Annotated in this window: 20 protein-coding genes; 7 read left to right on the forward strand and 13 right to left on the reverse strand. The window is 62.3% G+C overall.

From position 1 onward, the window contains the following. Window positions 1–978: a cysteine synthase A gene (gene cysK, locus GSQ88_RS03380; protein WP_159005978.1), complete on the reverse strand. Its 978-nt coding sequence runs from the start codon at window positions 976–978 to the stop codon at window positions 1–3. 349 nt (window positions 979–1,327) lie between these two features. Here cysK and GSQ88_RS03385 point away from each other — a divergent pair, with 349 nt between their 5' ends. Next, window positions 1,328–1,543, forward strand: coding sequence for a hypothetical protein (locus GSQ88_RS03385; RefSeq protein WP_159005979.1), 216 nt, complete (start codon window positions 1,328–1,330; stop codon window positions 1,541–1,543). A gap of 34 nt (window positions 1,544–1,577) precedes the next feature. On the opposite strand, the gene tgt is transcribed toward GSQ88_RS03385, so the two are convergent. Beyond that, window positions 1,578–2,711 (reverse strand): tRNA guanosine(34) transglycosylase Tgt, encoded by a 1,134-nt coding sequence (gene tgt, locus GSQ88_RS03390; RefSeq protein WP_159005980.1) that lies wholly within the window; start codon window positions 2,709–2,711, stop codon window positions 1,578–1,580. Window positions 2,712–2,982: 271 nt separating this feature from the next. Here tgt and GSQ88_RS03395 point away from each other — a divergent pair, with 271 nt between their 5' ends. Next, window positions 2,983–4,008 (forward strand): aspartate-semialdehyde dehydrogenase, encoded by a 1,026-nt coding sequence (locus GSQ88_RS03395; RefSeq protein WP_159005981.1) that lies wholly within the window; start codon window positions 2,983–2,985, stop codon window positions 4,006–4,008. Window positions 4,009–4,285: 277 nt separating this feature from the next. Here the strand turns inward: GSQ88_RS03395 and queA are convergent, their stop codons facing one another. The 5 genes from queA to coaD all read right to left on the reverse strand — a co-directional run bounded on the left by queA (window position 4,286) and on the right by coaD (window position 7,584). Beyond that, window positions 4,286–5,362 (reverse strand): tRNA preQ1(34) S-adenosylmethionine ribosyltransferase-isomerase QueA, encoded by a 1,077-nt coding sequence (gene queA, locus GSQ88_RS03400; RefSeq protein ID WP_159005982.1) that lies wholly within the window; start codon window positions 5,360–5,362, stop codon window positions 4,286–4,288. 205 nt (window positions 5,363–5,567) lie between these two features. Beyond that, a complete protein-coding gene (locus tag GSQ88_RS03405) occupies window positions 5,568–6,035 on the reverse strand; it encodes a peptidylprolyl isomerase (RefSeq protein ID WP_159005983.1) in 468 nt (155 codons plus the stop codon). After that, window positions 6,011–6,448: a UCP034077 family protein gene (locus GSQ88_RS03410; protein WP_159005984.1), complete on the reverse strand. Its 438-nt coding sequence runs from the start codon at window positions 6,446–6,448 to the stop codon at window positions 6,011–6,013. Before GSQ88_RS03410 ends, GSQ88_RS03405 begins: the two co-directional genes overlap by 25 nt. A gap of 9 nt (window positions 6,449–6,457) precedes the next feature. Then, window positions 6,458–7,000 carry a peptidylprolyl isomerase gene (locus GSQ88_RS03415; protein WP_159005985.1) on the reverse strand — a complete coding sequence of 181 codons (543 nt, stop codon included), beginning with the start codon at window positions 6,998–7,000 and terminating at the stop codon, window positions 6,458–6,460. A gap of 89 nt (window positions 7,001–7,089) precedes the next feature. Further along, window positions 7,090–7,584 (reverse strand): pantetheine-phosphate adenylyltransferase, encoded by a 495-nt coding sequence (coaD, locus tag GSQ88_RS03420; RefSeq protein ID WP_159005986.1) that lies wholly within the window; start codon window positions 7,582–7,584, stop codon window positions 7,090–7,092. A gap of 280 nt (window positions 7,585–7,864) precedes the next feature. Between coaD and GSQ88_RS03425 the strand changes: the two genes are divergently transcribed. Continuing rightward, window positions 7,865–8,125, forward strand: a complete 261-nt coding sequence (locus GSQ88_RS03425; protein WP_159005987.1) for a hypothetical protein — start codon at window positions 7,865–7,867, stop codon at window positions 8,123–8,125. A gap of 241 nt (window positions 8,126–8,366) precedes the next feature. Beyond that, the gene (locus GSQ88_RS03430; RefSeq protein ID WP_159006100.1) at window positions 8,367–10,226 is read left to right on the forward strand and encodes a potassium transporter Kup; all 1,860 of its coding nucleotides are present in this window, start codon (window positions 8,367–8,369) and stop codon (window positions 10,224–10,226) included. Window positions 10,227–10,750: 524 nt separating this feature from the next. Here the strand turns inward: GSQ88_RS03430 and GSQ88_RS03435 are convergent. After that, the gene (locus GSQ88_RS03435; RefSeq protein WP_159006101.1) at window positions 10,751–11,515 is read right to left on the reverse strand and encodes an SDR family NAD(P)-dependent oxidoreductase; all 765 of its coding nucleotides are present in this window, start codon (window positions 11,513–11,515) and stop codon (window positions 10,751–10,753) included. Window positions 11,516–11,567: 52 nt separating this feature from the next. Then, window positions 11,568–11,963 carry a (R)-mandelonitrile lyase gene (locus GSQ88_RS03440; protein ID WP_210253732.1) on the reverse strand — a complete coding sequence of 132 codons (396 nt, stop codon included), beginning with the start codon at window positions 11,961–11,963 and terminating at the stop codon, window positions 11,568–11,570. A gap of 291 nt (window positions 11,964–12,254) precedes the next feature. On the opposite strand from GSQ88_RS03440, the gene GSQ88_RS03445 reads away from it, so the two are divergent. Then, the gene (locus GSQ88_RS03445; RefSeq protein ID WP_159005988.1) at window positions 12,255–13,148 is read left to right on the forward strand and encodes a LysR family transcriptional regulator; all 894 of its coding nucleotides are present in this window, start codon (window positions 12,255–12,257) and stop codon (window positions 13,146–13,148) included. A gap of 112 nt (window positions 13,149–13,260) precedes the next feature. On the opposite strand, the gene GSQ88_RS03450 is transcribed toward GSQ88_RS03445, so the two are convergent. The 4 genes from GSQ88_RS03450 to GSQ88_RS03465 all read right to left on the reverse strand — a co-directional run bounded on the left by GSQ88_RS03450 (window position 13,261) and on the right by GSQ88_RS03465 (window position 18,421). Further along, the gene (locus GSQ88_RS03450; protein ID WP_159006103.1) at window positions 13,261–14,049 is read right to left on the reverse strand and encodes a carboxymuconolactone decarboxylase family protein; all 789 of its coding nucleotides are present in this window, start codon (window positions 14,047–14,049) and stop codon (window positions 13,261–13,263) included. 281 nt (window positions 14,050–14,330) lie between these two features. Further along, entirely contained in the window at window positions 14,331–17,060 is a 2,730-nt protein-coding gene (gyrA, locus tag GSQ88_RS03455) for a DNA gyrase subunit A (RefSeq protein WP_159005989.1), read from the reverse strand. A 252-nt stretch (window positions 17,061–17,312) separates the two neighbouring features. Beyond that, the gene (locus GSQ88_RS03460) at window positions 17,313–17,711 is read right to left on the reverse strand and encodes a DUF2306 domain-containing protein (protein WP_159005990.1); all 399 of its coding nucleotides are present in this window, start codon (window positions 17,709–17,711) and stop codon (window positions 17,313–17,315) included. Window positions 17,712–17,905: 194 nt separating this feature from the next. Continuing rightward, the gene (locus tag GSQ88_RS03465) at window positions 17,906–18,421 is read right to left on the reverse strand and encodes a single-stranded DNA-binding protein (RefSeq protein ID WP_159005991.1); all 516 of its coding nucleotides are present in this window, start codon (window positions 18,419–18,421) and stop codon (window positions 17,906–17,908) included. A 542-nt stretch (window positions 18,422–18,963) separates the two neighbouring features. Here GSQ88_RS03465 and GSQ88_RS03470 point away from each other — a divergent pair. After that, a complete protein-coding gene (locus tag GSQ88_RS03470) occupies window positions 18,964–19,716 on the forward strand; it encodes an outer membrane protein (protein WP_159005992.1) in 753 nt (250 codons plus the stop codon). 272 nt (window positions 19,717–19,988) lie between these two features. Beyond that, entirely contained in the window at window positions 19,989–22,973 is a 2,985-nt protein-coding gene (uvrA, locus tag GSQ88_RS03475; RefSeq protein WP_159005993.1) for an excinuclease ABC subunit UvrA, read from the forward strand. The last annotated feature ends 5 nt before the right edge of the window (window positions 22,974–22,978 follow it).

Genomic DNA, 22,978 nt, shown 5'->3' on the forward strand with positions numbered 1-22,978 from the left:
TCAGATTCCTTCGAATAGAGCGGTCGACAGATAGCGTTCCGCGAACGACGGCACAATCGCCAGAATGGTTTTGCCGGCGTTCTCCGGCCGCTTGCCGATCGCCAGCGCGGCTGCGATCGCAGCACCTGAGGAAATACCGCCGGGGATCCCCTCGTTGCGGGCCAGCGCCCGTGACGTCTCCAGCGCCGTGGCGCTGTTGATCTTGACGATCTCGTCGATCACCGAACGGTCGAGGATGTCAGGGACAAAACCCGCGCCGATGCCCTGGATCTTGTGCGGCGAATGCTGGCCGCCGGACAGCACCGGGCTTTCCTCCGGCTCGACGGCGACAACCCGCACGCCCGGCTTGCGCGACTTCAGCACCTGCCCGACCCCGGTGATGGTGCCGCCGGTGCCGACGCCGGCGACGAAGACATCGATGTTGCCGCCGGTATCGTTCCAGATTTCCTCCGCGGTGGTGCGGCGATGAATTTCAGGATTGGCCAGGTTCTTGAACTGCTGCGGCATCACCGCGTTGGGCGTCGTGCGCACCAGTTCTTCGGCGGCTGCGATCGAGCCCTTCATGCCCTGCGCCGCCGGTGTCAACACGATCTCGGCGCCGAGGAAGGCCAGCATCTTGCGCCGTTCGATCGACATCGATTCCGGCATCACCAGCTTGAGCCGATAGCCGCGCGACGCCGCGACGAACGCCAGCGCTATTCCAGTGTTGCCCGAGGTAGGCTCGATCAGCACCGTATCGGCATTGATCACGCCGGCCTTCTCCATCGCGACGATCATCGCGGCGCCGATGCGGTCCTTCACGCTGCCGGCCGGATTGAAATATTCCAGTTTGGCGAGGATGGTCGCTTGCACCCCGTGGGCCTGCGGCAATTTGCGCAACCGCACGATCGGCGTATCGCCGACGGCGTCCACGATACTGTCGAACACGCGCCCGCGGCCGGGACGGTGCACTGCACTCGCAGCGGATGGTGCGTCCATGTTCAGCTCCCCATAGAAGTTTTTAGTGAAAGATTAAGATGTGTAATGCATAGCGCATGGACCGCCAAAGTGTGAGCTATTTGGCGGTAAGATCATGCGACCACTGCTAATTTAACAGGCGCTAGAAGCCGCGACCGCGTGTTGACGATTTGTCGCACGCTGCAGTGCAAATTTGCGAAATCAAAACGTCACACTGTCGCTGCATTGCAAAAAGCCACGAACAAGTCCGACGCCACGCCACCAGATTTGAACCTACCTAAATAACGTAAAACCAACGCATTTGTGTTGCGACATCTTCAAACAAACCGGTGTACGGTGACGCTAGGTTCAGATCGCAAAGGAGGTCACGATGCCAGCACTTGCTGAAGTCCTGTCGACCGTCCCGGCTCAACCCGGCCCGCGTGGAAGTGACCTGCCGACCTGCCCTGTCTGCGCGGATTCCATGATCGCAGCGGAAGCATCAGCCTACCTCTCAGACAATTTGATCAGCTATCTCTGGACCTGTGACACCTGCGGTTATGGTTTCGTCACCAAACACGCGCTGAAGCGCTTGGTCTGTAACTAGGCTTCGCGGCCAATGTTCCGGTTTTTGCTGAATCTTAGCGCGGCGCGATGTCGCCTTGCGCCCATCCGGCGCGTGTGCGCTCGCGAAACTCGGCGAAATTACCGTGCGCGATCGCATCCCTGATGTCGTGCATCAATCGTTGGTAATAAGCGATGTTGATCTCCGACAGCAACATCGCCCCCAGCGTCTCGCCCGAACGCACCAGGTGATGCAGATAGGCACGCGAATAGCCTGAGGTCGACGGCCAATTGCTTTCCTCGTCAAGCGGTCGCGGATCGTCGGCATGGCGCGCGTTGCGCAGATTGATCTGGCCAAACCGCGTGAACGCCATGCCGTGACGGCCGTTGCGGGTCGGCATCACACAATCGAACATGTCGACGCCGCGCGCGACCGCTTCCAGCATGTCGTCGGGCGTGCCGACGCCCATCAAATAGCGCGGCCGGTCCGGCGGCAGGATCGGCGCGACCTCCTCGATCATCGCCAGCATCACCGCCTGGGGTTCACCGACCGCAAGGCCGCCGATCGCGTAGCCGTGAAATCCGATCTCGATCAGACCTCGCGCGCTGGCGTGGCGCAGGCCGGCGACGTCGCCGCCCTGGACGATGCCGAACAGCATGTAGCCCTCTGGCGCGGTCTCGAAGGCGCGCTTGCTGCGTTCGGCCCAGCGCAACGACAATTGCATCGCGCGCTCGATCTCGGCGGGCTCTGCCGGCAGCCGCACGCATTCATCCATTTGCATCGCGATGTCGGAGCCGAGCAGCCGCTGCACCTCGATGGAGCGCTCCGGCGACAGCTCGATTTTGGCGCCGTCGATATGCGAGCGGAAGGTAACGGCCTTTTCGGTGACCTTGCGCAACTCCGACAGCGACATCACCTGGAAGCCGCCGGAATCGGTCAGCATCGGACCGCCCCAGCGCGTAAAGGTCTGCAGGCCGCCCAGCGTCGCGATCCGTTCGGCCCCGGGCCGCAGCATCAGATGATAGGTGTTGCCGAGCACGATATCGGCGCCGGCATCGCGCACCTCGCGCCAATGCATGCCCTTCATCGCGCCCGCCGTGCCGACCGGCATGAAGGCGGGTGTGCGCACGGCGCCATGCGGCGTCGTCAGCCGGCCGGTGCGGGCCAGGCCGTCGGTCGCGGCCAGTTCGAAATGGTTGGGTACGCTCATGCGTCAGCTTATTGCGTAACAAGGGCTCCCTGTTCAACCTTGTTGAGGGCGATTTTGCCGCCAAAAGCCATTGACGCCGGCGAGGGCCTGCCGCATAAGCTCCGCGCCATGAATACGACCACCAAACGCACCGCAAAAACCAAAGCACCCTCCGGGGGCTCGGGAGCCGTGCGCGCGTAGTCGAACGATCGCATCATCTGAACCGAAGCCCCGCCTGAAAAGGTCCGGGGCTTTTTTATTGCCTGCTGTTCAAATAACTGGAGACACACCCGTGAAGAACGATCTCGTTGTTGCCATTGCCGGCGTGACCGGCGCGGTCGGCGCCGAATTCATCGCCACCATGGACAGACGCCGATTTCCGGTCGGGAAATTGAAGGCGTTGGCGAGCGCACGCTCGGCCGGCAAGACCGTCGATTTCCGCGGCGAGAGGATCGTGATCGAGGAGCTCACCGAGCGCTCGTTCGACGGTGTCGACATCGCGCTGTTCTCGGCCGGCGGCGGCATCTCCCGAAAATTCTCGCCCGCGGCGGTAAAGGCCGGCGCCGTCGTGATCGACAATTCGTCGGCGTTCCGGATGGATCCCGACGTGCCGTTGGTGATCCCGGAGATCAACGCGCACCGCATCCGCGAACACAAGGGCATCATCGCGGTTCCGAATTGCTCGGCGATCACCGCGCTGGTGCCGCTGTGGCCGATCCACCGCGTCAACCGCATCAAGCGCCTGATCCTGTCGACCTATCAGGCGGCCAGTGGCGCAGGTGCCGCGGCGATGGCCGAACTGGTGGAATCGACGCGCGCCAGCCTCAACGGCGAGGCCTACCCGCCGAAGGTGATGCCGCATCCCTACGCCTTCAACCTGTTCAGCCACAATACCGCTATTGACCCCGAGACCGGCTACAACGACGAAGAGACAAAGGTCATCAAGGAGACCCGGAAGATCTTCGAGGACGAGCGCATCGCGATCGGCGTGACCTGCGTGCGGGTACCGGTGCTGCGCGCGCATTGCGAAGCCATCACCTTCGAATGCGAACGGCCGATCTCGGAGCACGAGGTGCGCGCGATCCTGTCGACGGCGCCGGGCGTCCGGATCGTGGACGACCGGGCCAAAAACTATTTCCCGATGCCGGTCGACGCGTCAGGCCAGGACGACGTGCTGGTCGGCCGTATCAGGAAGGATCTGAGCGACACGAGCGGTCATTCGATCTCGATGTTCGTGTCGGCGGACCAGCTCCTGAAGGGCGCGGCGTTGAATGCCATCCAGATCGCGGAGTTGTTGCCGGAGCGCGCGATCGCGTGAGGTGAATTCGTAGGGTGGGCAAAGCCACCGGGTCGCGCGAATGCGCGCCCGATGACAGGCTCCCCGTGCCCACCAGGGCAAATTCGGCACGAAGGTGGTGGGCACGGCGAAAGCGCGCCTTTGCCCACCCTACGATTTCTACGATTCAAGCGCGGTTCGCCGGGACGACTTAGTGAGCCAAACATCGTCAAATCGGGGACTGCGCGTCCGGCGCAGTCGTGAGGCTCAACCGCGGCTACTCTCCTACACCAGCGTTATCAGGATAACGAGGCTGGCTTCACGCGGGCGCGCGAAACAAAAGGCAGGCATCACCGTAGGAATAAAACCGGTAGCCGTTGGCGATCGCGTGGGCATAGGCCTGTTTCATGCTGTCGAGGCCGGAGAACGCCGAGACCAGCATGAACAGCGTCGAGCGCGGCAAATGGAAATTGGTCAGCAAAATATCCACCGCGCGAAAGCGATAGCCGGGCGTGATGAAGATCGAGGTTTCGTCCGAAAACGGCTGGATGGTGCCGTCGTCGGCCGTGGCACTTTCCAGTAGCCGCATCGAGGTGGTGCCGACCGCAACGATACGGCCGCCGTTGGCGCGGGCCGCGTTCAGCGCGGTCGCGGTCTGCGCGGAGATGCAGCCCCATTCGGCGTGCATCCGGTGCTCGCTGGTCTCGTCCACCTTCACGGGGAGGAACGTCCCTGCCCCGACATGCAGGGTCAGCCGGTGAAGGCCGACGCCATGGCCGCGCAGCGCGGTCTCCAGAGCCGGCGTGAAATGCAGCCCCGCCGTGGGGGCCGCGACCGCGCCCTCATTGACCGCGAACATGGTCTGGTAATCGGCGGTGTCCTGATCGTCGGGCGTGCGCTTGGAGGCGATGTAAGGCGGCAACGGCGGCGACCCGAGATCGGAGATGGCCTGGTCGAGCGCGGGCCCGTGAAACGAAAACGACAGCGTGACTTCGCCGTCGCTGCCCTTGGCCTCGACCTCGGCGTCGAGATGGCCGAGCAGGCACACCCTGCCCTCATTGCCAAAACGGACCACATCGCCCGGCGCAAGCTTCTTGGCCGGCTTCACCAAGGCCTGCCAGCGCGAACCGTCGAGCCGCTTGATCAGCGTCGCCTCGATCTTCGGCTCGGTCTCGCGGCCGATGCGGCGGCCCTTGAGTTGGGCCGAGATCACCTTGGTGTCGTTGACCACCAGTTGATCGCCCGGCTCCAGCCATTTCGGCAGGTCGGCAATGAACTGGTCGCGCAGCACGTCGCCGGGCTGCACCACGAGCAGCCGCGCGGAGTCGCGCGGGCTGGCCGGCCGCAGCGCGATATTTTCAGCGGGAAGTTCGAAGTCGAAGAGATCGGTGCGCATGGCGCTTTGTGCCTATGAGCCGAGCCATTGCAGGGCGCGGTCCTCACCTCTCCCCGGCGGGGAGAGGTCGGAGACTGAGCGTAGCGAAGGCTCCGGGTGAGGGCGTTTGGACTACCAGGGAGCGTAAAGTCCCCTCACCCGCTCGCTTCGCGAGCGACCTCTCCCCAGCGGGGAGAGGTGAACAGGCTTGCGACCGGAAGCTACTCTACTCCGCCGCGTCGGCGGCCATGTGCGCCTTGACGATCTTGTCCGGATTCTTGACCGGCTCGCCGCGCTTGATCTTGTCGACGTTGTCCATGCCTTCGATCACCTTGCCCCAGACCGTGTACTGGTTGTTGAGGAAGGAAGCATCGTCGAAGCAGATGAAGAACTGGCTGTCGCCGGAATCCGGGCTCGCGGCACGCGCCATCGAGGTGGTGCCGCGCACATGCGGCTCCTTGTTGAATTCGGCCTTCAGCTTCTTGCCGGAGCCGCCGGTGCCGGTGCCCTGCGGACAGCCGGTTTGCGCCATGAAGCCGTCGATCACACGGTGGAACACGATGCCGTCGTAAAAGCCTTCGCGCACCAATTCCTTGATCCTGGCGACGTGGCCGGGCGCCAGATCGGGCCGCATCTCGATGGTCACGGGTCCCTGGGTGGTTTCAAGGATCAAAGTATTCTCTGTAACTGCCATGCTCTTTTCTCCATGGGTTGGGGTGGAGGTCTGCGATTGTGGAACTTGACCGCGAAAGGACGACCCGCCACGGCGCCCGCCATTGCCTCGGTAAATGGCATCGGCGTGCAGCGTTGCAACGTCTCCATCACGGCGATGCGGTAGATCAGGCGGTCATTGTCGGTGGCCTGCTCGGATTCATAGGTAATTTTCGGGTGGCCTAGGATAGTGCCGTCGCGCCTGAAGCTGACGATGACGGTGATTTCGATGGACGGATTGGCTTGCGACGGCGGCGGCGGTCGCCAGCAGGTGCCCAGTTTTGCGAACACCTGCTTGATGTTGTCGACCTGATCGGGCGCGGTTTGCGCCGACACGACCGAACCCGACGACAGCCATGCTGCGGCGAACCAGACCATCGGCCTGCGACGCAGCATGGCAATGCCTCACTTGATGTCGGATGCGACTTGCACCTTCACCATCTTGTCGGGATCGGCGACCGGCTCGCCGCGCTTGAGTTTGTCCACCACATCCATGCCCGCGACCACTTCGCCGATCACGGTATACTGGCCGTTCAACGATGGGCCGTCGTTGAACATGATAAAGAACTGGGAATTCGCCGAGTTGGGATCGCTGGTGCGCGCCATGCCGACGATACCGCGCTTGAACGGCACGCTGGAGAACTCCGACGGCAGGTTCGGATATTTCGAGCCGCCGGTGCCGTTGAAATTCTTGCCGTCGCCGGTCTGTGCCATGAAGCCTTCGATGACGCGGTGGAACGGCACGTTGTTGTAGTAGCCGTCCCGCGCCAGAAGCTTGATGCGCTCGGCATGCTTGGGCGCGAGGTCGGCGCGCAGCTTGATGACGACGCGGCCTTTGGTGGTGTCGATGACGATCGCGTTGGCCTTGTCGAGGTTGGCCGGCAGCGACTGGGCCATCACGGGGGCCGCGCAGACCAGCGCGGCAAGGACGGCAAGAATTCGGATCATGAGAACTCCGGGTCGGGTTATGAGGAAGAACGGTTGGTGTTGCGCGGGTCACCGCGAAACCGGTTCCCGGTTCGCGAACGAACGTGCGATCAGGCGAGTTTGGCTTTCAGGCTGGCGGCGACCGATGGCGGCACGAACGCCGAGACATCGCCGCCCATGGCCGCGATTTGGCGTACCAGTGTGGCGGTGATCGGGCGAACGGCAACCGAGGCCGGAACGAATACGGTATGTACCTCCGGCGCCATGGTCTCGTTCATGCCCGCGATTTGCATTTCGTAATCGAGATCGGTGCCATCGCGAAGGCCGCGAATCATCACGGTAGCGCCGATCTTTTGCGCCGCCGTGACAGTGAGATTGTCGTAGGTGGTGGCTTCGAAGGCACATCCGGCCTGGCCGGCGATCGGGGCGAAAACCGCCGCCACCATGGCGAGGCGCTCTTCGACCGAAAACAGCGGTTTTTTGCCGGGATGGACGCCAATGGCCACCACCAGCCGGTCGCACAGGCCGACGGCGTGGCGGACCACGTCGAGATGGCCATTGGTGACGGGGTCGAAGGAGCCTGGGTAGAGCGCGATACGGGGCATAAACCCCTCTACCCCGGCCCGGGCGGCCTCGCAAGGCGCGTTGGTTCCCGAAACCCGGGCCAAACGCCGGTTTTTTATTTCAGGCCGGTAAATGAACCACTTCGGGGGTCCGCGCGTCTTTCTGGGCAGGCCGCATGTTTCGTCCCTGACGGGGCGACGAAACAAAACTCGGGTGGGACGAAACCATTTTCGCCGCCAGCGAAGACATCCCGAAACGGCCGGTGGGTATCACAGCGTTAACGAAACGACGGGCCGAAACGGCCCATGACAGGGGACCGTCATGATCAAAGCTCTTTCCGCTATCACGATTGCTGCCTTTATCGCCGCCGCCCTTACCGTTCTTCCGGGATTTGCGCCCACGGTCGAAGCGAGCGTGCCGCAGGCCCTCGCCAAGGCCGACCGGCTCGACATTCGCCCGGTTGGCCGCGACTGCTCCCAGCAAGCCTGGCCCAATTTCGAGGCGTCCTGCCTGCGCACGGCCGGCACCAAGGTTTCGGTGGTTCGGGAAGCCCGCCTGGTGACCGCCAACCGCATGCCGTAAGGCGTGCTGTTTGGGTCGCAAAGGCTATCCCATCGTGATTTACGCCAAGGCAAACTTGGGCGCAATCTTGGGCGCAATCTTGGACTTGGCAACTTTAGAATTGGCAATTTTAGAACTGGCGACGCAGACTGACCTCTGACCGTGCAGCCGCCGCGATCTCGCCGGCAGCCGCGCTCGATCTGGGGAGCAGCCCGTGACCGCCACGCCCGTCGCAAACCACACCACATTCAGCGCGTTACCCATGACCGCCACGATCGGCGCACTCGGCGTCGTCTATGGCGATATCGGCACCAGTCCGCTTTATGCGCTCAAGGAAGCGGTCAAGGCCGCCGCCCATGGCGGGGCGCTGACGCCGGAGGCCATCCTCGGGGTGGCGTCGCTGATCCTCTGGGCGCTGATCCTGATCATTTCGATCAAATACGCAGCTCTGATCATGCGCGCCGACAACCGCGGCGAAGGCGGCATCGTCGCATTGCTGGCGCTGCTTTCGGCGCGCAATGCCCAGCCCGGGACCTGGCGCGCGCAATTGCTGATCGTCGGCCTGATCGGCGCCGCGCTGCTCTATGGCGACGGCGCCATCACGCCGGCGATCTCGGTGCTGAGCGCGATCGAAGGCCTCAAGGTCGACGCGCCGGCGCTAACCCCCCTTGTGGTGCCGCTGACCATCGTCATCCTGATCGGCTTGTTTATGATGCAGAAGCAAGGCACCGGCTTCATCGGAAAAATCTTCGGACCGGTCATGCTCGGCTGGTTCGCCATTCTCGCGGCGCTCGGCATTCACGGCATCGTCAAGGCGCCGGCGGTGCTTGCCGCGTTGAGCCCGCTTTATGCGTTCGACTTCCTGATCCACCAGGATTTTCGCGTCAGCTTTGCCATTTTAGGCGCGGCCTTTCTCGCGGTCACCGGCGGCGAGGCGATGTACGCCGACATGGGGCATTTCGGCCGCAATCCGATCCGGCTGGCATGGTTCGCGATCGCCCTGCCCGCTTTGGTGCTGAATTATTTCGGGCAAGCGGGATTGCTGATCACGGATATGACCGCGATCGATAACCCGTTCTATCAGCTCGCGCCGGACTGGGCGCAATATCCGCTGATTGCGATGGCCACGCTTGCCACCGTGATTGCCTCGCAGGCCATTATTTCAGGCGTGTTTTCGCTGACCCAGCAGTCGATCCAGCTCGGCTTCCTGCCGCGGATGCGCATTACCCACACCACCAGCGACTCCATCGGGCAGATTTATGTGCCGCTGGTGAACTGGCTATTGGCGGCAGCGACACTTGGCGCGGTGCTCGGCTTCGGCACATCGGATGCGCTGGCCGGCGCCTACGGCATCGCGGTGTCGCTGTTGATGGCGATCACGACCTTGCTGGCCGCTTTGGTGGCGATCCAATGGGGCTATTCGCCCGTTATCGTCATCGCCGTGAACGGGTTTTTCCTGGTCATCGATTGCATTTTCTTTGCCGCGAACTCGACCAAGCTGTTCGAGGGCGGCTGGTTTCCGCTGCTGCTCGCCGGCGCGGTGGCGTTTTTGATGCTGACCTGGCGCAGCGGTGTCAAACTGGTCGAAGGCGCCCGCGGTAAATTACGCCAGCCCGAAGAGGATCTGATCGAGACCGCGGTCGACAAATGCCACGCCCGGCTGTCCGGCACCGCGGTGTTCCTGGCCTCGGCCCCGAACGGCGTGCCGCTGGCGCTGACGCAGTTCGTCAAGCATAACCACTGCCTGCACCAGCGCGTGGTGCTGGTCACCGTCCTGATCGCGGAAGCCCCGCGCATCCCGGAAGCGGATCGCGCCGAGGTGATCGAGGTGATCCCGGGCATTACCCGAGTCATCCTGCATTACGGTTTCATGCAATATCCGACGATCTATCAGGGCCTGGTTCTGGCCTGCCAGCAGGGCAAGCTGTCCGGCATCGATCTGACCGACATCACCTATTACATCGGCCGCGAGACCATCATCCCGAGCGAGGACATTCCGGGCATGTGGCTATGGCGCGAAAACGTCTTCGCCTTCCTGCAACGCAACGCCGAACGCTCCGCCGCGTTCTTCGGCGTGCCGACCAAGCAGGTGGTGGAGTTCGGCACGGAGATCGAGATTTAGGGCGGATCAGGCGTCCCAACCGACGAGCCTCATCCCGTGAAGCAATCGACGCCGTCATCCTGAGGTGCGCGCCATTTTCGGCGCGCCTCGAAGGATGGTGTTCAGCGCAGTGCGTGCGGCCATCCTTCGAGACGCGGCGAAGACGCCGCTCCTCAGGATGACGTCTGGGATATCTTGACGGAGGAGCGCTGCGGCAGCAGCGCGTCATCCGGCATGCGCGCCAGCACGAACCCGGAGGCTCAGCCTGAGCATGTCTGGACTCCACGATGCGTTCCTCAGGCAGCGCGACTTTTTTATTTCGCTTACCAAATGGCGGGAACGATTCGAGTTGGCAAGATTTGTGAGTCCAGCACGGAGTTGCTGAGATGAACACCATTCTTGGAATGACTGTCGCCGTGATGCTTATGGCCGGCGGCGTTTGGGCAAACGTCAGTGATGCCGGGGTGCTTTCCCACACCCGGGGGGCCTGGGTATCGCGATAAAACGGAAAGAACGGCTCCCCGGATGGCCATGCTCGCCCTTCTTCATCGCATGATGAAGCCGCCGTCCACCGAGATGGACTGACCGGTGACGTAGCTCGCAGCTTCACTGCAAAGCCACAGAACGGCATTCGCAATCTCCCCGGGGCGGCCGACGCGGCCGAGGGGAATACTCTTTTCCATGGCCTTGAGCGCATCGCCTTGACCGGCCGCAACCATCTGATCGGACATCGGCGTCTCAATGAGCCCAGGGCAAACGGCATTGATACGGATGCCGCGTGCGGCATATTCGAGAGCCGCACTCTTGGTGAACCCCAGCACGCCGTGCTTGGCGGCGTGGTAAATTCCGCGCTCGGCACCTCCGACAAGGCCGCCGAGCGACGAACAATTGACGATCTCGCCACTTCCTTGTTTGCGCATCTGCTGCAACTCGAATTTCATGCAGCTCCATTGGCCGCGCAGATTGATCCCCATGACGCGGTCGTAATCCTCACGTGTGGTATCGGCAGTCTCTGCGAGGACGTTTTGAACGCCCGCATTGTTATAGGCGGCATCGAGTTGGCCAAAGGCTTCGACGGTCCGCGCGACCATGGCTTCGACCTGCGCGTCATCAGCGACATCGCAGCGGATGGCGATGGCTTTGTAGCCTTGGGCGGTCAGTTCGTCGGCCGCGGTACGCACGGCGCTCTCGTTCCAATCGGCCAGCGCCACCGCCGCGCCGGATTCCGCGAAAGCCTTCGCCGTGGCCAAGCCTAGTCCAGACGCAGCGCCCGTCACCAGAGCGACCTTTCCCTCGAATGAAATGTTCATGGATATCTCTCCTGTTGATTTGTCTGCATCGGCGTGCACCCAGCGCACGAACTCATTTGCGGTATTGCTCGTCGCTGACCTTTTCCATCCAGTCGACGTTGTTGCCGTCGAGCGATTCCGTAATGGCGATATGGGTCATCGCGGTCGTCGCGGTCGCGCCATGCCAGTGCTTCTCGCCGGGCGGAAACCAGATGACGTCGCCGGGACGGATTTCCTCGATCGGCCCACCCTCGCACTGCACCCAGCCAAGGCCGGAGGTGACGATGAGGGTTTGGCCGAGCGGGTGGGTGTGCCACATGGTGCGGGCACCGGCTTCGAAGGTTACTTGGCCACCGCTGATGCGTGTCGGGTCGCCCACCTGGAACAGCGGATCCACGCGGACCGTGCCAGTGAACCATGCCTCGGGGCCCTTGCCGGAAGGTCGCGAGCCGTTGCGTTTGATATCCATTGTTCCACTCCTTCTCATCGTTAAGTCATTCACTCCCCGAACTCCTGCAAAGACCGCGGATGCCAGCACCACCGATCCCGCCGCGGCCAAGAGCACGCTCCTCCGCATCACCACGCGCCGCGCCTGCGTCGTATCGCTTCCGCAACGCCGGAGCGGATGTCCGATCGATCCATCTGCCGAACTCCGTTTGCTTCGTGGGGTTTTGGAGCCAATAACTGGGCTCAATTTAGCGCGCGCAGCTATATAGATTAGCCGCTATAATCGGCATGGACTTATAAAGAGGCTCGATAAATGCAGCGCGGAAATCTCGACGACCTCTCGGCCTTCCTGATCGTCGCCCGCGAGGGCAGCTTTACGAAAGCGGCTGCGAAACTCGGCGTTTCGCAGTCCGCGCTCAGCTACACCATCAAGGAGCTTGAGGCGCGTCTCAAGCTGCGCCTGCTGACGCGCACGACGCGAAGTGTGTCGCCGACGGTTGCGGGCGAGCGCCTGTTGCGTCATGTGGGTCCGCGGCTCGGGGAGATCGAGGAGGAACTCGCCGCTTTAAGCGAGCTTCGGGAAAAACCCTCCGGCACCATCCGCATCACGGCGACCGAATACGCCACCAACGCCGTTCTCCTGCCGAAACTTACCAAGCTCCTGCACGAATATCCGGATATCAAGATCGAGATCATCAGCGACTACGGCCTGGCTGATATCGTGGCGCAGCGTTTCGATGCCGGCGTACGGGACGGCGAACAGGTGGCCAAGGACATGATTGCGGTGCGCATCGGACCCGACTCGCGCATGGCTGTGGTTGGCGCTCCCTCCTACTTCCGGAGCCGGTCGGAACCGACGAAGCCGCCGGACCTGGTGGAGCACAACTGCATCAATCTTCGTCTTCCCACCCATGGCGGGTTATACGCCTGGGAGTTCGAAAAGGGCTCGCGCGAACTCAAGGTGCGCGTTGAAGGTCAACTGATCTTCAACACCACCACGCAAATGCTCCACGCGGCGCTGGGAGGTCTGGGCCTGACCTATCTGCCGGAAGGCCTGGTGCAACCGCACCTCAGCAAGGGCCGCCTCAAACGGGTGCTCGAGGATTGGTGCCCTCGATATCCGGGCTACCACCTCTACTACCCAAGCCGGCGCCAGCCCTCCGCCGCCTTTGCGCTGCTTGTCGAAGCGCTACGCCACCGCAATTGAGATACCGCGCAGCCGATCCGCAGACCCAAAACACGGCGCTTGCAATCTGCTCGGGGCGGCCAAGCCGGCCGCATGAGTTTTCTCGTTCGATCTGCACGCGTTGAACCCGGATTTAACGGGGGCGCTTTGCGAAGACATCCTTCGCGACGGGCATCGCCGAAAAGACGTTTGGCCAGCCGACATAGAAGGCCAGTTGCGTGATGGCCTCCGAGGCCTCGGTCTGGGTCAGGCCATTATCCATCGCCCTGTTGAGGTGCGGCGTAAGCTGCGCTGTTTGCCCATTCGCGATCAACGCGCTGATGGTGACCAGACTCCGGTCCCTGGGCGCAAGGTCCGGGCGCAGCCACAAATCGCGGAACAGCACGTCGGTGGTGTACTGCACGACGCCGGGAAAGGCCGTACCAAACTGTTGCTGGACGAACGTGGCGCGCTGTGCCTCGGCGGCCTCGTCGATCGGCAGCAGCGTCACGGCAGCGGCCGGAAGCTGATCGGCACCAATGTGACGGGCCGCAAAGACCTCCTTGGCCACAGCGACCGCCGACATCGCATTGGCCCAGCCGGCGTAGAAGGCCAGGTGGGTGATGATCTCCGAAATCTCGCGCGGCTTCACACCGTTATCGAGCGCAAGATTGAAATGATATGGCATCTCGATCGTCTGATTGCGGGCGATCAGGGCTGCCAAGGTGATGATGCTGCGGTCGCGTGGCGCAAGGCCTGGGCGTTTCCAGACATCGCCAAGCAAACGGTTTTGCGTGTAGGCCTCCAGCGCCGGAGCGACCTTCCGAACATCTTCATACGTTAGCATCGGTTTTGATCCGATCATGGTGGTGGTTTCCGCTGCGCGGGCCGAGGGCATCGCCATCAGCGAAAGCAATGCGATTGCCGCGGTCTGAAGTTTCATGGACGGCTCTCCTGCCGCAAACCGCAATGGGACAGGACCAATCACGTGCGGTTTCACCGAACGAAACGCCGGCACGGTCGCCTTTTACGAGACTTGATATAAACGACAGCTCGCCATGCGATTAGCCGGCTGAATTCGTATAGACTTATGAAACTGGTTTCTGAATGCGGCGTGAGGAGCGCGGCGAAAGCAGCGCGTCTCGAAGGGTGGCTGCAAGCTCCATGGTTCAAGACGCGCGGCGTTGCCGCGCTCCTCACCATGACGGCGGTGGCTAACTCGGCCTAGCCCCCGTTGCCGTTCTCGCCGTTTTCCCCGTCGTCGCCGATATGCTCGACCGACACCACGTGTTCGTCCTCGGCGGTATCGAACACGATGACGCCCTGGGTGGAGCGGCCGGCGATCCGGATGCCCTCGACCGGGCAACGAATAAGCTGCCCCTTGTCGGTCACCAGCATGATCTGGTCGGAATCCTCGACCGGGAATGATGCGACCAGATGGCCGTTACGGTTATTGACCGACATCGCGACAATGCCTTTGCCGCCGCGTCCGGTGGTGCGGTATTCGTAGGACGAGGTGCGCTTGCCGTATCCGTTGATGGACACCGTCAAGACCACCTGCTCCTGCGCCGACATGAACGCGTAACGTTCCTGCGAGAGCTGGATCGTGCCCGAAATCTCCTCGCCCTCGGCATCCGCCGGCTCCTCGGTCGTAGCTTCGCCGGCGACGGCGCGGCGCATCTTCAGGTAGGCCGAGCGTTCATCCGAGGTCGCCTCGAGATGGCGCAGGATCGACAGCGAGATCAGCGTGTCCTTGCCGGGCAGCGCAATGCCGCGCACGCCCATCGAGGTGCGGCCGGTGAAGACGCGCACATCGGTGACGGGGAAACGGATGCACTGGCCGCCGGCGGCGGTCAGCAGCACGTCGTCATGTTCCGTGCAGATCTGCACGTCGACGATCGCCTCGTCATCCTCGAGCTTCATCGCGATGATGCCGGAACGGCGGACATCGACGAAATCCGACAGCTTGTTGCGGCGGACATTGCCGCCGGTGGTCGCGAACATGACGTCGAGATTGGCCCAGGAGCTCTCATCCTCGGGCAGCGGCATGATGGTGGTGATCCGCTCACCCTGCTCCAGCGGCAGGATGTTGATCATCGCCTTGCCGCGCCCGTTCGGCGGCGCCACCGGCAGCCGCCAGACCTTTTCCTTGTAGACCTGGCCGCGCGACGAGAAGAACAGCACCGGCGTATGGGTCGAGGCCACGAACAGCCGGCTGACGAAATCCTCGTCGCGGGTCTGCATGCCCGAGCGGCCCTTGCCGCCGCGGCGCTGCGCCCGATAGGCCGACAGCGGCACCCGCTTGACGTAACCGGCATGCGAGACCGTGACCACCATGTCCTCACGCTGGATCAGGTCTTCGTCTTCGACCTCATTTTCCTGCTCGATAATCTCGGTTCGACGCGGGGTGGCAAATTTCGCTTTCACCTCGGCCAATTCGGCCTTGACGATCGCCTGCACCCGGGCACGCGAGCGCAATATCTCGAGATAGTCGGCGATTTCGAGGGCGAGCTTGTCGAGTTCCTCGGCAATTTCCTCGCGCCCAAGCGCGGTAAGACGCTGCAGCCGCAGTTCGAGAATGGCCTTGGCCTGCTCCAGCGACAGCCTCGCGGTTCCCTCCGGAGTCATCCGATGCCGGGGATCATCGATCAGCGTGATCATCGCCTCGACGTCCCTGGCCGGCCATTCCCGCGACATCAGGGTGTCCCGCGCGGTGTTCGGATCGGGCGACGTCCGGATCACCCGGATCACTTCGTCGATGTTGGCGACCGCGATCGCAAGACCCACCAAAATGTGGGCACGGTCGCGCGCCTTGTTGAGCAGGAACTTGGTCCGGCGCGTGATCACTTGCTCGCGGAACGCCACGAACAGCGTCAGAAAGTCCTTCAGGGTCATGGTCTGCGGCCGGCCCTGATCCAGCGCCAGCATATTCGCAGCGAAATTGGATTGCAGCGGCGTAAACCGATAGAGCTGGTTCAGCACAACCTCGGGAACCGCGTCGCGCTTGAGCTCGATCACCACGCGGTAACCGTCGCGGTCGGATTCATCGCGCAACTCGGCGATGCCTTCGATGGTTTTCTCGCGGTGCAGCTCCCCGATCCGCGCCACCATGGTGGCCTTGTTCACCTGGTAGGGAATTTCCGAGATGATGATGGCTTCGCGGTCCTTGCGGATGGTGTCGATCCTGACCTTGCCGCGCATCACGATCGAGCCGCGGCCGAGGTGATAGGCCGAGCGGATGCCCTGGCGCCCCAGGATGATGCCGCCGGTCGGGAAATCCGGCCCCGGGATGATCTTGATCAATTCGTCGATGCCGAGCGCGGGGTCGTCAATCAGCGCCACGCAGGCATCGATGACCTCGCCGAGATTGTGCGGCGGGATGTTGGTGGCCATGCCGACCGCGATGCCGCCGGCGCCATTGACCAACAGGTTTGGAAACTTCGCCGGCAGAACCGACGGTTCGCTTTCGGAATTGTCATAATTGGCCTGGAAATCGACGGTGTCCTTGTCGATATCCCCCAAAACTTCCAGCGCCGACCGGCTCAAACGGGCTTCGGTATATCGATACGCCGCGGGCGGATCGCCGTCGACCGAGCCGAAATTGCCCTGACCGTCGATCAGCGGCACGCGCATGGAGAAATCCTGCGCCATCCGGACCATGGCGTCGTAAATCGACTGGTCGCCGTGCGGATGATATTTACCGATGACGTCGCCGACCACGCGCGCCGATTTGACGTACTTCTTGTCCGGCGTGTGCCCCTGCTCGTACATCGAATAGAGAATGCGCCGATGCACCGGCTTGAGGCCGTCGCGCGCATCCGGCAACGCCCGCGCCACGATCACGCTCATCGCGTAATCGAGGTAGGAGCGCTTCATCTCGTCGAGGATCGATACGGGACGAATATCGGAAGGCCTCGGCGGCTCGCCGGGGGGCTTATCTTCAGGCTCAGACAAAGGGGAAATCCGGTCAATTCTTGCTTAGAATCATATAGCGTATCGGAGCCTTGCAAACCACCCCTTAACGGGCCGGGTGGGCGGTTTTTCCCTTCGTTTTTCCAGAGACTTACGCGGTCAGCGACCGCGCCTTGCGGGGGCCTGGAATCCGCCCCCGAAACGCTGCAACGAACGGCTCCGGCGAATACGGTTTCCCAAGGGACCTCGAGGCGAAAAAACCCCTCGCACCGGACCACGAAGAGACCCGCTAGCTCATTGGCCGAAGACGACCGCATGCATGATCCGGCCCGGCAGCAGCGTGAACAACCCGGCGATGACGAGCGCGCCGCAGAATGTCAGCGTCATGGTGAGCCGATGACCGGCGACATCGTGGCGGCGCGCCCGCCACACGCCGATCGGAACGATGATCAGGGTGAAGATCGACAGCAGATGGATCGGGCTCCACGGGCCAAGCAGCCGGATCTGGTGGATCCAGAACGAGCTCGCGGCGACGAAGAGCATGAGAGCCACCCAGATCCAGCCAAGCGTCCGGTGAGGCAATGTGCCCTTTGGCGCCACCAACTGGACGACGCCGAGCACAAAGGCCGCCATCGCGGCAAAGGCATGCAGGGGTATCTGGGGCGCCGCATTGAGCAATGGCGCCAGACTCATGGCAAAGCCCCCCGGATGATCGGCATCCCGCGTTGGCGCCGAGATATAAGTAAAATCAATATTTTATGAACGGATACAAATCTAATCCATAGCTTTAGGCTTCTTGCCTAAGTCTATGAAACAAAAGAAAATGGTAACAGAGGGCTCTCCGCCCTCCATTACCGGGTTCTGTCTCAGCTTCGACGCCGGCCGCATCAGAACGGAATGTCGTCGTCCATGTCGCTGTTGCTGCGCGCGCCGGCCGCCACGGCACGGCGGGGCGCGCTTGACGAACCGCTTGAGCTCGACGGGCCGCTGGAGCCAAAGTCGCCGCCGCCGGAATCGTCGCCGCCGAAACCGCCACCGCTCCCGCCGCCACTGCGGCCATCGAGCATGGTCAGGGTCGAGTTGAAATTCTGCAGCACCACTTCGGTCGAGTATTTCTCGACGCCCTGCGGGTCGGTCCATTTGCGGGTCTGCAACTGACCTTCAATGTAAACCTTGGCGCCCTTCTTCAGGTACTGCTCGGCGATCTTGCACAGGCCCTCGCTGAAGATCACCACGCGATGCCACTCGGTCTTTTCCTTGCGCTCGCCGGTGGCCTTGTCGCGCCAGGTATCCGATGTCGCGATCCGCAAATTGGCGATCGGCCGCCCATCCTGGGTCCGCTTGATTTCCGGATCGGCGCCAAGATTGCCGATCAGAATCACCTTGTTCACACTTCCCGCCATCACCGCTCTCCACTCTCGAAATTACTGCACTTGCACTGATCGTGCGTTCTACTGATCGTAGGTTCTATTGCGTGCGCCGGTGCGAGCCGGACTTGCCGGTCCTTGCTCTTCATCACGACCGCGGCACCGCTGTCATAACCGACCCTATACGCTCGCCGATCCGGCACGCCCGGCGATCCCCCGCTAACTCGGGGTTATCCACATATAGCACTTCCCAGCCAGATGTTCCAGTTTTGTTCCAGTCGAAAATGAACAGGATTTTACGCCGGAAACGCCGCGAAATCGCGATCGGTATTCTGATCGCGCGTCGCCACAAAATCGCCCGGTTTTGGACCCGAAAAAGTTCCGCTCGTAAGGAAATAGGCCAAACAAATCATTAACTTACAGACATGCAAATGGTTCACGAGTGTTGCTTTTCGGAGACGGCTTTTTTCTCAAAATCGAATATCAGTGGCCTCGGAAATGGGATGGGCTCGCGCACTCGTTGCCTGACTAGAAAACGCTTCGGCACAAACGAAGCAGAATTACTGGAGAGAACCAAAATGAAGAAGTTTTTGCTGAGTACCGCTGGATTGGTTGCATTGGGCTTGGCGTCGGCGCCCGCCTCGGCTGCCGATCTTGCCGCGCGACCGGTTTACACCAAGGCGCCCCCCGCGATTGTGTCGCCCTATTATGACTGGAGCGGCTTCTACATCGGCGCCAACGGCGGCTGGGGCCAGAACCGCGACGACCGCGCCAACGTCACCAATGGTCTTGCGCTCGGCAGCCACGACGCCAATGGCGGCACCGTCGGCGGCCAGATCGGCTACCGCTGGCAGAACGCCGGCTGGGTGTTCGGCCTGGAAGCTCAGGGCAACTGGGCTGACTTCACCGGCTCCGGCGTCAACGCTGTTGCTCCCGGTCTGAACAACAACTCCAAGCTGGACGCGTTCGGCCTGTTCACCGGCCAGATCGGCTATGCCTGGAACAACGTGCTACTCTACGCCAAGGGCGGTGCCGCAGTTACCGACAACAATTACTCGGTGACCTCCAACGCGACCAGCGCCGTGCTCTCGTCGACCGGCGACAACACCAATTGGGGTGCGGTGGTTGGTGCGGGTCTTGAAGTCGGCTTCGCGCCGAATTGGTCGGTGGGTGTTGAATACGACCATATCTTCATGGACCAGCAGAACCGGACCTTCACGACGCCCGCCGGCGTTGCGCTCGGCAGCACGTTCAGCACCGGTGGCGACACCGATCTGGTCACCGCTCGCCTGAACTACCGCTTCGGCGGCCCCGGCCTCATGAAGTATTGATAAAACCACCGATCTCGGCGACAGCCGATCATCTCGAAAAGGCCGGCTCGCGCCGGCCTTTTTTGTTGCGCACGCCCGTTGAACGACACGTTGCCCGTGCCAACTGCTGCCAATTCGAACCTCGGCTACAACAAACCGTTGATGGTTTGCACGCGGCTCTGGAAATTGCTTGACGTTCTTCCTATGTTCCGAGCGCACCCCAATTGGCGTCCGCTTTCGGATTACGCTTCCGAGCGCGCGCCCTTAGCACGCACGCGTCTGGAATTGCCGTTATGGATGAAGTGATCAGGGCCAAGCGCCAAAACAATGCGGGCTCGCTCCGCTCGATAACCATTCGCGGCGCGCGCGAACACAATCTCAAGAACGTCGACCTCGAGATTCCGCGCGACAGACTCGTGGTGTTCACGGGCCTGTCGGGCTCCGGAAAATCGTCGCTGGCGTTCGACACCATCTATGCCGAAGGCCAGCGCCGCTACGTCGAGTCGCTCTCGGCCTATGCGCGCCAGTTCCTGGAGATGATGCAGAAGCCGGACGTCGACCAGATCGACGGCCTGTCGCCGGCGATTTCGATCGAGCAGAAGACCACCTCGAAAAATCCGCGCTCGACCGTCGGCACCGTGACCGAGATTTACGACTACATGCGGCTGCTATGGGCGCGGGTCGGCGTTCCCTATTCGCCAGCGACGGGTCTGCCGATCGAAAGCCAGATCGTGTCGCAGATGGTCGACCGCGTGCTGGCGCTGCCCGAGGGCACAAGGCTGTATCTGCTGGCGCCGGTGGTGCGCGGCCGCAAGGGCGAGTACCGCAAGGAGCTCGCCGAATACCTCAAGAAGGGTTTTCAGCGGGTCAAGATCGACGGCACCTTCCACGAGCTGGCCGAGGCGCCGACGCTGGACAAGAAATTCCCGCACGACATCGACGTCGTGGTCGACCGCATCGTGGTGCGGTCCGACATCGGCCAACGGCTGGCGGAAAGCTTCGAGACGGCCTTAAAACTCGCCGAGGGCCTCGCGGTGATCGAATATGCCGACGCGCCGGCGGCTACGGGCGACGAGAAGAAGCCCGACAAGAAGACGGCAAAAATCCACGACAAGAGCGGCCCGGAGCGGATTCTGTTTTCGGAAAAATTCGCCTGCCCGGTTTCCGGCTTCACCATTCCCGAGATCGAGCCGCGATTGTTCTCCTTCAACAATCCCTATGGCGCGTGTCCGGCCTGCGGCGGTCTCGGCGTCGAGCAGCATATCGACGAAGACCTCGTGATTCCCGACAAGGAATTGACCTTGCGCAAGGGCGCGATCGCGCCGTGGGCGAAATCCTCATCGCCTTATTATGTCCAGACCCTGACCGCGCTCGGCAAATTCTACAAATTCACGCTGGACACCAAATGGAAGGACCTGGCGAAGAAAACCCAGAACGCCATCCTGCACGGCTCCGGCGAGGACGAGATTAAATTCTCCTATGAAGACGGCGTGCGCTCCTACGACACCAAGAAGGCGTTCGAGGGCGTCGTCACCAATATCAACCGCCGCTTTCGCGAGACCGACAGCGAATGGGCGCGCGAGGAGCTGGCAAAATATTTCTCCGACGTGCCCTGCGACGCCTGCCACGGCTACCGGCTGAAGCCGGAAGCGTTGTGCGTCAAGATCGGCGGCAAGCATATCGGCGAGATCTCGGAATTGTCGGTGCGCCGCGCCGGCGAATGGTTCGAGACCGTGCCAAAGGTGCTCAACGCGCAGCAGAACGAGATCGCCGCACGGGTGCTAAAGGAAATCCGCGAGCGGCTGTCGTTCCTGCTTGACGTCGGCCTCAATTACCTGACCCTGGCGCGCGCCTCCGGTACGTTGTCTGGCGGCGAAAGCCAGCGTATCCGGCTGGCATCGCAGATCGGCTCGGGGCTGACAGGCGTGCTCTATGTGCTGGACGAGCCCTCGATCGGCTTGCACCAGCGCGACAACGCGCGGCTGCTGGAAACCCTGAAGCGGCTGCGCGATCTCGGCAATACCGTGATCGTGGTCGAGCATGACGAGGACGCCATTCGGCTCGCCGATTATGTCGTCGATGTCGGCCCCGGCGCCGGCACCCATGGCGGCCACATCGTTGCCCAGGGCACCCCCGCCGAGGTCATGGCCAATCCGAAGTCGCTGACCGGCAAATACCTCACCGGCGAATTGTCGGTCGAGGTGCCCGAGCGGCGGCCGCCGAACCATCGCCGCACTATCAAGGTGATCAACGCCCGCGGCAACAATCTGAAAAACGTCTCGGCGGAAATTCCGCTGGGGCTGTTCACCTGCGTCACCGGCGTCTCCGGCGGCGGCAAGTCGACCTTGTTGATCGATACGCTCTACAAGGCGATCGCGCGCAAGCTCAACAATGCCAGCGAGGGCGCCGCCCCGCATGACCGCATCGAGGGCCTGGAGCATATCGACAAGATCATCGACATCGACCAGTCGCCGATCGGCCGCACCCCGCGCTCGAATCCCGCGACCTACACCGGCGCGTTCACGCCGATCCGCGAATGGTTCGCCGGCCTCCCCGAAGCCAAGGCGCGCGGCTACGAGCCCGGGCGGTTTTCCTTCAACGTCAAAGGCGGCCGCTGCGAGGCCTGCCAGGGCGACGGCGTCATCAAGATCGAAATGCACTTTTTGCCCGACGTCTACGTCACCTGCGACGTCTGCAAGGGCAAGCGCTACAACCGCGAAACGCTGGAAGTGCTGTTCAAGGGCAAGTCGATAGCCGACGTGCTCGACATGACCGTGGAAGAAGCTGCCGACTTCTTCAAGGCGGTGCCGCGCGTGCGCGAAACGTTTAAAACCCTGCACCGCGTCGGGCTCGACTACATCCATGTCGGCCAGCAGGCCACGACCCTGTCCGGCGGCGAAGCCCAGCGCGTCAAACTGGCCAAGGAATTGTCAAAGCGCGCCACCGGCCGCACGCTCTACATCCTGGACGAGCCGACCACCGGCCTGCATTTCCACGACGTCAAGAAGCTGCTGGAAGTGCTGCACGAACTGGTATCGCAGGGCAACACGGTGGTGGTGATCGAGCACAATCTCGAGGTGATCAAGACCGCCGACTGGGTCATCGACCTCGGCCCCGAAGGCGGCGACGGCGGCGGCGAAATCGTCGCCTGGGGCCCGCCGGAAGATATCGTCAAGGCGCCAAGGAGTTATACGGGGAAGTTTCTGGCGCCGGTGCTCGCAAAATCGGAAGCGCCGAGGAAGAAGCGCAGCAGCGGGGCGAGTGAGGCGGCGGAGTAAGCATC

The sequence above is a fragment of the Bradyrhizobium sp. S69 genome, from assembly GCF_009766005.1.
GTDB lineage: Bacteria > Pseudomonadota > Alphaproteobacteria > Rhizobiales > Xanthobacteraceae > Bradyrhizobium.